The following is a 12,922-nucleotide window of genomic DNA, read 5'->3' on the forward strand; positions in this document are numbered from 1 at the left end:
GAAGGGAGAAGCCATGGCCGATCTGACAACAAACTTTCTGGGCATTTCCAGCCCCAATCCTTACTGGCTCGCCTCGGCGCCGCCGACAGACAAGGAATACAATGTGCGCCGCGCATTCGAGGCCGGGTGGGGCGGTGTCGTCTGGAAAACGCTCGGGTCCGAGGGGCCGCCGGTCGTAAACGTGAACGGGCCGCGCTACGGCGCGATCTATGGCGCGGATCGCCGCCTGTTGGGTCTCAACAACATCGAACTGATCACCGACCGCCCGCTTGAGGTGAACCTTGAAGAAATGGCCCGGGTTAAGGCGGACTATCCGGATCGCGCGCTGATCGCGTCGATCATGGTGCCCTGCGAGGAAGAGGCCTGGAAAGCAATCCTGCCGCGTGTCGAAGAAACCGGCGCGGACGGGATCGAGCTGAACTTTGGCTGCCCGCACGGGATGAGCGAGCGTGGCATGGGCGCAGCCGTAGGGCAGGTGCCGGAATATATCGAGATGGTCACCCGCTGGTGCAAGAAATACTATGACCGGCCCGTGATCGTGAAGCTGACGCCAAACATCACTGATGTTCGCAAGCCTGCCGAGGCGGCGAAAAACGGTGGCGCGGATGCGGTGTCACTGATCAACACGATCAATTCGATCACCAGCGTTGATTTGGACACGTTCAGCCCGGAACCATCGATTGATGGCAAGGGCAGCCACGGTGGGTATTGTGGCCCGGCGGTCAAGCCAATTGCCCTGTCGATGGTATCCGAGATCGCCCGCGCCGAAGCCACCCATGGCTTGCCGATTTCCGGCATTGGCGGCGTGACCACATGGCGCGATGCGGCAGAGTTCATGTCTCTGGGCTGTGGAAACGTCCAGGTGTGTACTGCAGCTATGACTTACGGCTTTAAGATCATCGACGAACTGACCGCAGGTCTGTCCAAGTGGATGGACGAAAAAGGGTACACAAACGTGTCCGAGATTGTCGGTCGTGCGGTTCCAAACGTGACCGATTGGCAATACCTGAACCTGAACTACGTGGCCAAGGCCAAGATCGATCAGGACGAGTGCATCAAATGCGGTCGCTGCTATGCCGCGTGCGAAGACACCAGCCACCAGGCAATTTCCATGTCCGATGATCGGGTGTTCGAGGTCATGGATGACGAATGCGTCGCCTGTAATCTGTGCGTGGATGTTTGCCCGGTCGACGGCTGCATCTCAATGGTGCCAATGACGGCCGGAGAGGTCGATCCGCGGACCGGTCTGGAAGTTCAGCGTGATTATGCCAACTGGACGACGCATCCAAACAATCCGATGGCCAAAGCTGCCGAGTAAATCGGGTGCTGAAAACATGAAGGGGCCCGAAAGCGCGGGCCTCTTACCAGATGCAGACCGGCCCATACAGGGCATTCAAAGCCGCGTGACGGCAACTGTTATGCTAGATCAAGTAGGTCGACAGGCTTGGGACATAGCTTAGCAGGATCAAGACGGCGGCCACCGCAATCAGGAATGGCCAAAGTGATTTCAGAATTGCTCCGGGGGTCGTGCCGCTCATGGATGAGGCGATATAGAGGCCAATTCCGACGGGTGGCGTAATCAGGCCAAGAACAAGGTTCAGGCATACGACAACGCCGAACTGGTAGGGGCTGATGTCGTAGGATCCAGTGGCAATCGGCAACAAAATGGGCGTGATCAGGATGATGGCGGCGATCCCGTCGATCACCATTCCCACCAAAAGCAGTGCAGCATTTACGATCAGTAAAAACATGAATGGATCTGAGGTGATCGACGTGATCAGCCCCGCCAGCTGCTGCGGTATTTCTTCGTAAATGATCACCCACCCAAAAACGCTGGCCGCCGCAATCATGAACAGGATCATCGATGCGTTTGCGGCTGTTCGCTTGAACATCTCGCCCAGATGTTGCGGCTTTAGCTCTCCGTAAATGAGCCACCCGACCAGAAATGCGATCAGCGAAGCGATGGCTGCGGATTCTGTCGGCGTAGCGATGCCAAACAGAATACCACCGATGATCGAAACCGGGATCAGCATCGCAGGAAGGGCGGCGATCAGGGCCTGCAGAGCATCGCGGCGGGACATCCAGACGCCCTTTGGGAATTGCTGAACCCAACCGACAAGCGTGATCACCAAAGCAAAGGCTCCTGCCAGCAGAAAGCCGGGTATGATCCCGGCGATGAACATTTCGCCGATGGGAATCTGCGCCAAAACGCCAAAGATAACGAACATCATTGATGGCGGGATGACCGGTGCCAACAGGCCCCCGGCTGCTGTCGTGGCGGCGGCGAAGCCCTTGCTATAACCCTCTTCCTCCATCGCGGGGACCATGGCGCGGGACATCACAGCGATCTGTGCGGTTGCCGAGCCGATGATGGCGGCCATGAACATATTGGCCAGCAGGTTGATATAGGCGAGCCCGCCCCGGAATCCGCCCACGAATACACGCGCCAAAGCGACCAGGCGGCGTGTCATGCCGCCTTCATTCATCAGCTCTCCGGTCAGCATGAACAGCGGGATTGCCAGCAGGCCGTAGTTTTCCAACCCGCCAAACATTTTCTGCGCAAAACTGTCGTACAGAACCGTGTTCCCGCTTTCCCAGATGTACCAGATTGCAGTGATCGCCAACACGATGGCAACGGGCACCGACAACAGCAGGGTAGCTAGAAAGACAATCGGGCTCATACCGGTGACCCTTGTCCGGGACGCGTCAGAAGATGCATCGTTGAATGTAGCGTTGCCCCCAAGGCAAACAGCCACATCACGAGCCAAAACAAAAACTTCGGAAGCCCGAGGGTTGAGGTCGGCTCGGCATAGATGAAGTTGAAAGTATTGCCTTGAAAAGCCATGGCATCGAACCCTGTACGAGCGATGTCCAGTGGCAAAAACCACCGCCAGCAGAACCACAGCATCGCGATTGCAAACGCGAAGACAACGATGTCGACTGCTTTTCGGATTATTGCCCGGACATGAGGTGGAACCAGATCGGCAAGGATCGTGATCGAGACCGAATTGCGGTGGTGCAACGAGGCTGACGCGCCAAAGAATGTCATCCAAACCATGGCGTAGTTCGCCAATTCATCCACCCAGAACAGGGCGTTACCCGCCGTGCGAGTCACGACATTCAACAAGATCAATAGGGTGACGCAAACGGCCAGTGCTGCGGCACACCATAACTCAACCCACGCCCACGCTGCAGACAGCCGGTATAACATCGCCGATCCCCTATGAAAAAGGGCGCAGGATTGACCTGCGCCCTTTCCTTGAAACGTTCAACTTTATTTGGTTTCTGCCGCAGTCTCGCGCAGCGCGTCAAGGGACGAGGTTTTTTCAGACCATATGCCGTTCCATTCCTCAATCGCATCGCCAAAGAATGAGGCATCGACTTTCTTGTAGGCCTTGCCGGTTCCCTCGATCTGTTCCAGCCACTTCGCTTCGTTGGCAACATAAGCATCGATGGTGCTGTCGACATGCTTGGCCATCAGATCACCGATCATCGCGCGGTCTTCATCGGACAGTCCCGCCCAAACCTTTGCCGAGACCAGACCGACCATCGGGAACATCATGTGATCGGATTGAACAATCGTGTCGGCGTGATCATAGTATTTCAGCACCCAGATCAGTTCAGCATCCATATCAATGGCATCGACCTGCCCATTGGCCAGCGCGTCATAGACTGCAGGCAGTGGCATCGGTGTTGGTGCAGCTCCGACCGCGTTGTAGAAATCCAAAATCGGCGTGAACGGCGTGATCCGCAGTTTCAGACCAGATAGGTCCTCGGCCGAAGACACGTCGCCCCGGCTGACGATCTGGCGCAGCCCGGCCATACCGTAACCTAGGCCTACAACGCCAACCTGACCGGGCAGGGGGTCCAGCATCGTTTTGGCAGCATCCGAACGCAGGATGCGCCCCGCGTGGCCGATATCATCCGCGAGGTATGGCGCATAAAACGCACCCAGCTCAGGCGCGCGGTTTGATACTTCGGCCACTGTCATGAACGCCATGTCCAGCGCGCCAGTCTGTAATTGTTGCAGCATCTCTGCCTCGTTGCCCAACTGACGGGCAGGGAATACAGATACGGTATGGGCACCTCCGCTGGCTTCGTTCAGCTCGGCCCCAAAGGACTCGGCCGCCTTGGTCCAGATATGCGGAGGTGGCGTGATCAGGCCCAGACGGAATTCATCTGCATGGGCAGCTAGCGATGTCACAGCAAGCGCTGCAGCCGAAGCGGCGATCTTAGCAAAATGTTTCATGTTCTTCCCTGTTGTTTGTTCATCTCAGAGTGTGACCCAGCCCTCTGGCGGCTCTTTTCCCGGATGCACGGTCTGGCAGTTCGGGCATGTTCGGTCTTCTTCTGATGAATAGAATTTTTCGTAGACCGGCGGCAAGTCCTTGACGATAGACTGCAATTGCATCTCGGCCCGATGAACGCGGGTGCCGCATTCAAAGCAATACCATTCGATCGCGTCCAGCTCGCCTGTTTGCCGTTTGGGTTCGATCACCAATCCGATTGAGCCTTCCTGCGGTCTTTGTGGTGAATGGCGCACATGCGGCGGCAGCAGGAAGATCTCACCTTCGCGGATCGGAACGTCATAGAATTCCTCTCCGTCAAACAGCTTCAGCACCATGTCGCCTTCTAGCTGATAGAAGAACTCTTCAACTGGATCGTCGTGATAGTCGGTTCGCTTGTTCGGCCCGCCGACGACGGTGACCATCAGGTCGGCATCCTCCCACACCTGTTGATTGCCGACAGGTGGTTTCAGCAGGTGACGGTGTTCGTCGATCCATTTCTGAAAGTTGAATGCACTTAACTTCGACATGTCCCACTCCCTGTTAGTAGAAGTTTGGCCGGTTTTTTCATAACCGCAAAGAAATTATCCGCATCTAGATATCCGATTTGCTTATATCGATGTGGCTATGGCTTCAGGCCGCATTCCGCGAACCCTTTGCGGATGATCTCTTTTTCCGCCTCGGTCAGTTCCAGCATTGGGGGTCGCACACGCCCTCCGACCTGTCCCAGCAGCTCTTGCCAGTATTTTCCAAAAGCGGTGGGTTTGCCTGCAGGTTTGGTTCGCTTCATCGCGTCCCGCACCGGGTTCAGGCTGTCAAACACCTTGCGCGCCTCATCTGCTTTGCCGGCAAACGCCAGCCGCGTGTATTCGTTCATGCGCTGATCATTCTTGGTCTGTAATTGGTAAGGCGGCGACGAACACAGATACAGTTTCCAATCCAGTTCCAGAATATTGTCCAGCCATTCATGTTCAGCCGATGTCGAGACATGAATTTTGTCGCCCACCATATGCGTCAGTTTCACATACATCTCACGCGGGACGGAGTATTTGATGGCCACGATGTTAGGCAAATCAGCAATCCGTGCGCATTCTTCAGGCTGCATCAGGTATCCGCTGTCCGGGTGGCTCCACATCGCGATCCCGATATCCAGCTCATCGCAGAACCGTTTGTAGTACTGGTACAAAACCTCTCCACGATCCTGAACAAAGCTTAGAACAGGGGCATGCAAGACGATGTAATCGGCCCCACAATTCTGCGCATGGCGGGCCAGTTCCAGCGCCGTGTCCATGTTCTGATCCGAGACCGAGACAATCACACCGGCTTTGCCCGCGCATTCGTCAACCGCAATCTCAAAGTTGCGCTTGCGCTCATCAAGGCTCATCGAAAAGAACTCGCCCTGCTTGCCTGCCACGAACAGTCCCTGGATATCCAGATCGTCAATCCAGTGGCGAATGTTTGACCGCAGCCCGGCCTCATCCAGTGACAAATTATCGTTGAAGGGGTTCAGGGCTGCGGCCCAGATGCCGGTCATGTTCTCGCGCGCATAGGCTTTGGCGTCGCGCTTGGAGTAGTTCATTTTAACGGGCCTTCCGATTAACGCGCAATTCTGGCGTCGCCATCAAAGCCTGATCACCCCACTTGATCCAATGCGAAAGCCGGGAACTGGGTATCTGAAATTAGAATACCCAAAGAATACCAATTTAGAATTCATTGGCGCTGGTTTAGGTTTGCCACATGAAAATAGGATTGATCGGTAAAGGCGCGATTGCGCAGCATGTCATGGGCGCGGTTCAGGCGCGAGGCCATATGGTACATGCGGTTCTGGTGCGACCAGGCAGCATTTCACAAAACCCGAACCTGTTTGTGGGTTCGGTGCCAGAGCTCATCGCAGAGGCGGACCTAGTGATCGAATGCGCCGGCCACCAGGCACTGGCGGCCTACGGTCCTCAGGTTCTGGGGCAGGGTACGGACATGATCACGGTGTCCGTCGGTGCATTGGCGGATCAAACGATTGCAGACGAGATGGAAAGCGCGGCCAGCGTGGGGCAGGCGAAACTGCACCTGGCCAGCGGCGCAATCGGTGCCCTTGATTGCCTGAGCGCTGCGGCGACCGGCAAATTAGACAAGGTTATCTATGTCGGGCGCAAGCCGCCGCTAGGTTGGAAAGGCTCTGCCGCAGAGGACAGGCTGGATCTTGAGGGGCTGACACAGGTTGAAACGCACTTCGCTGGGACCGCCCGAGAGGCGGCGTTGGCCTATCCCAAAAACGCAAACGTTGCGGCAGCCGTAGCCTTGGCTGGGATTGGATTTGATGAGACGCAGGTAAAACTCATCGCTGATCCGTCGATTGCGCAAAACATTCATGAGGTCGAGGCCGAAGGGGAATTCGGGCAGTTCCATTTCCGAATAAGCGGCAATTCCCTGCCGGACAATCCACGCAGCTCGGCCTTGGCCGCGATGAGTGTGGTGGCCAAGCTCGACCAGCTTTCAAAGCCAATTGTGATATGACCATGGTGGGACGTCATTCACGTATCGTCGACCGCGCGCTGACCCGGCTGAAGCTACGCCAACTGCGTTTGCTGGTAGCGGTGGGAGCCCACGGTAACATCCAGAACGCCGCACGCGAGCTGGGCATCTCGCAACCGGCCGCAACCAAGATGATTCAGGATCTGGAACTGGATTTTGAGGTCAAGCTGTTTAGCCGGACCAATCGGGGTGTGATTCCGACCGTGTTCGGAGAAACTTTGATACGTCACGGCAAGCTGATCTTTGCACAGGTCTCGAACGCTGCGCAGGAACTGGATGACTTGAACGAAGGCAATGCAGGCCGTGTGGTGGTGGGCACTTTGTTGGCCGCCTCAACCAGCCTGCTGCCGGTAGCCATTGAAATCCTTCTGGCCGACCGTCCGAATGTAGCGATCAAGATCAACGAGGGCACGAACGAAGTCCTGATGCCGAGGTTGCTTTCGGGCGAAATCGACATGGTAGTCGGGCGGCTTCCCTCTCATAGGCACCGTGACAAGATCAGGCAAGAAAAGCTGTTTGAAGACCGCATTCTGGCGATTGTCGGCAATCAGCATCCTCTTGCGGGTCGCCCGGACGTTTCCTTCGCTCAGACCAAACCCTTTGGCTGGATCGTCCCACCGCTGGAAACCACATTGCGGCGTCAGCTGGATCATTTCTTTGTTGGCCAGCAGCAATACGTCCCGCCCGTGACGATCGAATCCGTGTCCTACCTGACCAATCGTGCTTTGCTGCAGTCACGCGACCTGATCGGGCTTATGCCGGCCGAGGTCGTGTCGCAGGACATCGCCCACGGCTACCTGTCGCCATTGGATTGGGATGTCCCATTTGGGCAGGGCCCGATTGGTGTCTCCTTCCGTGCGGATGATGATCTTTCCCCCGCTGGTCGTGCCTTTAAATCGGCGCTGCATCAGGCGGTGAAACAGAAATGAGGTCAGGTATTCGTCAAATTGATATCAGTATTCACCCAATTCACTTGAAGTAATGCCAGCCATTGCATGATTTGAAATAGTCAAAGTCGGAGGCACCGGTTTCATGTATCCTGAGCTTAAGCTGTTCATCGCGGGCAAGTGGCGCACAGCCAACCGGGACATACCGGTCGTGAATCCCGCGACAGAGGGCGAAATCGGGCGGCTTCCCTGCGCGTCGAAGCAGGATCTGGATGACGCCCTGGAGGCCGCAGTCCGTGGCTTTCGCGTATGGAGTCGCACCTCACCGCGCGAACGTTCCGACACAATCTTGCGCGCTGCCGCGCTGATGCGGGAACGTCAGGAAGAGATTGCCCATGCCATCACCATGGAACACGGCAAGCCGCTGAAGCAGGCCAGGCTTGAGGTTATCCGAGGGGCAGAGTTCTTTGAATGGGACGCGGGCGAGGCGATGCGGACCTATGGGCGGGTCATCCCTGCGGCTCCGGGTCACAAGTTCTCCGTTTATCACCAGCCTATCGGTGTCGTCGCGGCCTTTTCACCCTGGAACTTCCCGATGAGCCAACCAGCACGCAAAATCGCTGGCGCGCTGGCTTCGGGCTGCTCAATCATCCTGAAGGCGGCAGAAGAAACACCCGCCGGGGCAATACATATTGCAAAAGCCTTTGAAGATGCCGGTCTTCCTGCAGGCGTCCTGAACCTGGTGTTCGGAGAGCCGGCAAAAATCTCAGGTCACCTCATCCCGCAGGATCCGGTCAGGCTTGTGGCTTTCACCGGCTCAACCGCTGTGGGGCGACATCTGACTACCTTGGCCTCAGAACATATGACTTCGGTGCTGATGGAACTTGGTGGCCACGCGCCAGTAATTGTCTGCGAAGACACAGATGTGAAAGCGGCCGGGATCTCAAGTGCTGTTCGAAAAATGCGCAATGCCGGGCAGGTGTGCACATCGCCCACAAGGTTCTTTGCGCATGAGAGCATCTTTGACGATTACGCCACAACTTTCGTTGAACGCGCTGCGGCAACCGTTGTCGGAAACGGCTGGGACCAAAATGTGGAAATGGGGCCTTTGGCAAATGACCGGCGGGTGCCTGCACTGACAGAATTGGTGGAAGACGCCCGTGAAAAGGGCGCGACGGTTGCCACGGGTGGCGCCAAACATGGCGACAAAGGGTACTTCTTTCAGCCCACCGTCCTGCTGAACGTGCCCGACAACGCCCGGATCATGCAGGAGGAACCTTTTGGTCCGGTGGCTGTGATCAATCCGGTATCCTCACTGGATGACGCAATCGGCAAAGCAAACTCGGTGCCCTATGGGCTGGCCGGTTATGCATTTACAAATCGCGCGGACTATATTGATCGATTGATTGACGAGGTCGAGGTCGGCAACCTGTCTATCAACACGCTTGAGGCATCCATGCCTGAAACGCCTTTTGGCGGCGTGAAATCCAGCGGATATGGTCGCGAAGGCGGCACCGAGGGGCTGGACAACTACATGATCGTAAAAAACGTATGGCATTCCGCCGACATCACCTGAGCAAAGGCGCGTCAGATAAAGTCGCGCCGATTACGGCGTCAGAAGTTTCCGGTAGAGCGTGTCGATAAACGGCTCGGCCCCTTCAAATGGGTCTTCGTCGCCCAGAATTGCGCGGACCTGAACGTCGAAGTCGGCGTAGTGCTGTGTCAGCGCCCAGATTGAAAAGATCAGGTGATAGGGGTGCAGGCGCGCGATTTTGCCCTGATCCATCCACTGCGTCAGTATTGCCGTTTTCTCATCCACCAGAGATTTGAGGTCATGCGACAGAGATTCGTGGATACGCGGAGCGCCCTGAACCAGCTCGTTCGCAAACAAACGGCTTTCGCGCGGCAGGTCTCGGCTCATTTCCAGCTTGCGGCGGATATAGGCGAGGATTTCTTCCATCGGGTCGCCATCCGCGTCCAGATCATGCAGAGGGGCCAGCCAGATCTCTAACAGACCGGACAGCAAGGCTGTGTGGATCGCCTCTTTCGACGGGAAATAATACAACAGGTTCGGTTTGCTCAGCCCGGCCTCGGTGGCGATTTGATCTACGGTCGCCCCACGGAAACCATGCGCCGAAAACACGTTCAGTGCGGCTTCGAGAATCGCGGCGCGGTTCTTTTTCTGAATTCGGGTCGGGGCGCGGTCTTTGGGCATGTTTCCTGACTGTCTCTTTTTCCGCCAAGCGGGCACCAAATATGCCGAATTTTCCGGCGGCACCATGCAATTTCTTGACTGATGTCGAACCCGTGATAGCGTGAGTTTGACCAGATGGTCAAATCAAGACACCAAAAGCGAGCCAAATCGCAAGCAACAGGGAAGAACAAGATGGCAGCTCCGGCGCAAAACCTCAGGATCAATGGCGACAGACTTTGGGATAGCCTGATGGAGATGGCCAAGATCGGCCCCGGTGTTGCGGGGGGCAACAACCGCCAAACCCTGACGGATGAAGACGCAGAAGGGCGCGCTTTGTTTCAAAAGTGGTGCGAAGACGCCGGTTGCACCATGGGTTTGGATCAGATGGGCAATATGTTTGCCCGTCGCGAAGGGACTGATCCGGATGCGTTGCCGGTCTATGTCGGCTCGCATCTGGACACCCAACCAACCGGCGGCAAGTATGACGGCGTGTTGGGTGTATTGGGTGGGCTGGAGATTATCCGAACGCTCAATGATTTGGGCATCAAGACCAAACATCCGATCGTCGCGACCAACTGGACCAACGAAGAGGGCACGCGCTATGCGCCGGCGATGCTGTCTTCGGGCGTGTTTGCCGGGATGCACACGCAGGACTGGGCCTATGATCGCGAAGATGCCGAGGGCAAGACATTCGGCGATGAGCTAAAGCGCATTGGCTGGCGCGGCGAGGAAGAGGTCGGTGCCCGCAAAATGCACGCCTTCTTTGAGTTGCACATCGAACAGGGGCCGATCCTTGAGGCCGAGGGCAAGGATATCGGCGTTGTGACGCACGGGCAGGGGCTGAGCTGGACGCAGATCACCGTGACAGGCAAAGACGCACATACTGGATCTACGCCAATGCCGATGCGCAAAAACGCGGGTCTGGCGATGGGGCGTATTCTTGAGAAAGTGGATGAGATCGCGTGGTCCCATGCGCCCCATGCCGTTGGTGCTGTAGGGCATATTGACGTGTTCCCGAATTCTCGCAACGTGATTCCCGGCAAGGCGGTGTTCACGGTCGATTTCCGCTCGCCGGATTTGGCGGTCATCACAGATATGGAAAACCGTTTGCGCGTTGCGGCCGAAGATATCGTGGAAGAGATGGGCCTGCAGATTGAGTTCGAGAAAGTTGGTGGGTTTGATCCGGTGAAGTTCGACGACAGCTGTGTCGCGGCTGTACGGGACGCAGCAGAGCGGCTGGGATATTCGCACACCGATATCATCTCAGGGGCGGGGCACGATGCCTGTTGGATCAACCGGGTGGCCCCGACGGCCATGGTCATGTGCCCTTGCGTTGACGGGTTGAGCCACAACGAGGCAGAAGAGATCAGCAAGGATTGGGCCGCAGCCGGGGCGGATGTTCTGTTTCATGCGGTCGTCGAAACGGCTGAGATTGTGGAATAAGGGGGCGTTGCCCCCGTCGCCTGATGGGCGACTCCCACGGGATTTATTGGCCAGATCAAGCAAGCGGCGCAGACCGCGTCAGGGAGATTAGAATGAGCACTGTTATCAAGAACGGAACCGTTGTGACCGCCGACTTGTCTTACAAGGCGGATGTCATGGTCGAAGATGGCGTCATCACAGAGATCGGGACGGATCTGAAGGGTGACAAGGAATTGGACGCCACGGGATGTTACGTTATGCCGGGTGGGATTGATCCGCATACCCATCTGGAGATGCCGTTTATGGGCACCTATTCCAGCGACGATTTCGAAAGCGGTACGCGGGCTGCGTTGGCAGGCGGCACCACGATGGTGGTTGATTTCGCGCTGCCAAACCCCGGGGAAAGCCTTTTGGATGCGTTGAAACGCTGGGACAACAAATCCACCCGTGCAAACTGTGACTATTCCTTCCACATGGCCGTGACATGGTGGGGGGAGCAGGTGTTCGATGACATCAAGACGGTGATCGAGACGCGGGGGATCAACACGTTCAAGCACTTCATGGCCTACAAGGGCGCGTTGATGGTGAATGACGATGAGTTGTTCGCCTCGTTCAAGCGCCTGTCCGAACTGGGCGGTATTGCGATGGTGCATGCCGAGAATGGCGATGTGGTGGCTGAACTCAGTGCCAAACTGCTGGCCGAAGGGAATAACGGCCCCGAGGCGCACGCCTATTCTCGCCCGCCGCAGGTTGAAGGCGAGGCGACCAACCGGGCGATCATGATCGCAGACATGGCGGGCGTACCGCTTTATGTGGTGCATACGTCCTGCGAGGATGCGCATGAGGCGATCCGGCGGGCCAAATTGCAGGGCAAACGGGTTTGGGGCGAACCTCTGATCCAACACCTGACACTGGATGAGAGCGAGTATTTCAACCAGGATTGGGATCATGCGGCACGTCGGGTTATGAGCCCTCCGTTCCGGAACAAGCAGCATCAGGACAGCTTGTGGAACGGTCTGCAATCGGGATCGTTGAGCGTTGTGGCAACAGACCATTGTGCCTTTACCACCGAGCAGAAGCGCTATGGTGTTGGCGACTTTACCAAAATCCCCAACGGCACCGGCGGACTTGAAGATCGGATGCCTATGCTGTGGACCCATGGGGTGAACACCGGACGGTTGACGCCGAACGAGTTTGTGGCGGTGACTTCAACTAATATCGCTAAGATACTGAATTGTTATCCGAAAAAAGGTGCCGTTCTGGTTGGCGCTGATGCGGATCTGGTGGTTTGGGATCCTGAAAAGTCCAAGACGATCAGTGCGGACTCGCAGCAATCCTCGATCGATTACAACGTGTTTGAGGGCAAAGAGGTCAAAGGCCTGCCGCGCTTTACCCTTACTCGTGGGCACGTGGCTGTGCATGATGGGGAAATCCGCACGCAGGAAGGTCACGGTGACTTTGTGGCGCGGGAGGCCAATACTACTGTGAACAAGGCGTTGAGCACCTGGAAAGAGCTGACCGCGCCGCGACCGGTTGAACGGACGGGCATCCCGGCGACGGGCGTATGATTCGTGCGGGCCGCCTGTTGGGTGGCCCAAAATCAA

At 56.8% G+C, this 12,922-nt stretch carries 12 protein-coding genes; 6 read left to right on the top strand and 6 right to left on the bottom strand.

Translation table 11 applies throughout. From position 1 onward, the window contains the following. Positions 1–13: 13 nt before the first annotated feature. Complete coding sequence (preA, locus tag AC2FIB_RS01745; protein WP_496733002.1) at positions 14–1,318, top strand: NAD-dependent dihydropyrimidine dehydrogenase subunit PreA; 1,305 nt, start codon at positions 14–16, stop codon at positions 1,316–1,318. A gap of 103 nt (positions 1,319–1,421) precedes the next feature. On the opposite strand, the gene AC2FIB_RS01750 is transcribed toward preA, so the two are convergent. From AC2FIB_RS01750 to AC2FIB_RS01770, 5 genes are all read right to left on the bottom strand, one after another. After that, on the bottom strand, positions 1,422–2,681 hold the full coding sequence (locus AC2FIB_RS01750; protein ID WP_496733003.1) for a TRAP transporter large permease: 1,260 nt from the start codon (positions 2,679–2,681) through the stop codon (positions 1,422–1,424). After that, positions 2,678–3,211 (bottom strand): TRAP transporter small permease, encoded by a 534-nt coding sequence (locus AC2FIB_RS01755; RefSeq protein ID WP_496841634.1) that lies wholly within the window; start codon positions 3,209–3,211, stop codon positions 2,678–2,680. Before AC2FIB_RS01755 ends, AC2FIB_RS01750 begins: the two co-directional genes overlap by 4 nt. Positions 3,212–3,274: 63 nt before the next feature. Continuing rightward, on the bottom strand, positions 3,275–4,249 hold the full coding sequence (locus AC2FIB_RS01760) for a TRAP transporter substrate-binding protein (RefSeq protein ID WP_496841635.1): 975 nt from the start codon (positions 4,247–4,249) through the stop codon (positions 3,275–3,277). A gap of 24 nt (positions 4,250–4,273) precedes the next feature. Continuing rightward, positions 4,274–4,816, bottom strand: coding sequence for a 3-hydroxyanthranilate 3,4-dioxygenase (locus tag AC2FIB_RS01765; protein WP_496733006.1), 543 nt, complete (start codon positions 4,814–4,816; stop codon positions 4,274–4,276). A 95-nt stretch (positions 4,817–4,911) separates the two neighbouring features. After that, positions 4,912–5,865 (bottom strand): dihydrodipicolinate synthase family protein, encoded by a 954-nt coding sequence (locus AC2FIB_RS01770; RefSeq protein ID WP_496733007.1) that lies wholly within the window; start codon positions 5,863–5,865, stop codon positions 4,912–4,914. A gap of 158 nt (positions 5,866–6,023) precedes the next feature. Between AC2FIB_RS01770 and AC2FIB_RS01775 the strand changes: the two genes are divergently transcribed. The 3 genes from AC2FIB_RS01775 (at position 6,024) to AC2FIB_RS01785 (ending at position 9,278) form a co-directional block, all read left to right on the top strand. Then, positions 6,024–6,797 (top strand): aspartate dehydrogenase, encoded by a 774-nt coding sequence (locus AC2FIB_RS01775; protein WP_496733008.1) that lies wholly within the window; start codon positions 6,024–6,026, stop codon positions 6,795–6,797. A gap of 2 nt (positions 6,798–6,799) precedes the next feature. Continuing rightward, complete coding sequence (locus AC2FIB_RS01780) at positions 6,800–7,744, top strand: LysR substrate-binding domain-containing protein (protein ID WP_496733009.1); 945 nt, start codon at positions 6,800–6,802, stop codon at positions 7,742–7,744. A gap of 103 nt (positions 7,745–7,847) precedes the next feature. Beyond that, positions 7,848–9,278: an NAD-dependent succinate-semialdehyde dehydrogenase gene (locus AC2FIB_RS01785; protein ID WP_496733010.1), complete on the top strand. Its 1,431-nt coding sequence runs from the start codon at positions 7,848–7,850 to the stop codon at positions 9,276–9,278. A 30-nt stretch (positions 9,279–9,308) separates the two neighbouring features. Here AC2FIB_RS01785 and AC2FIB_RS01790 read toward each other — a convergent pair whose 3' ends face one another. Beyond that, the gene (locus AC2FIB_RS01790; protein WP_282118666.1) at positions 9,309–9,917 is read right to left on the bottom strand and encodes a TetR family transcriptional regulator C-terminal domain-containing protein; all 609 of its coding nucleotides are present in this window, start codon (positions 9,915–9,917) and stop codon (positions 9,309–9,311) included. A 171-nt stretch (positions 9,918–10,088) separates the two neighbouring features. Between AC2FIB_RS01790 and AC2FIB_RS01795 the strand changes: the two genes are divergently transcribed. Then, entirely contained in the window at positions 10,089–11,339 is a 1,251-nt protein-coding gene (locus AC2FIB_RS01795; protein ID WP_496733011.1) for a Zn-dependent hydrolase, read from the top strand. Between the two features lie 92 nt (positions 11,340–11,431). Continuing rightward, positions 11,432–12,886 (top strand): dihydropyrimidinase, encoded by a 1,455-nt coding sequence (gene hydA, locus AC2FIB_RS01800; protein ID WP_496733012.1) that lies wholly within the window; start codon positions 11,432–11,434, stop codon positions 12,884–12,886. The last annotated feature ends 36 nt before the right edge of the window (positions 12,887–12,922 follow it).

Source organism: Ruegeria sp. YTSA072 (assembly GCF_059610285.1).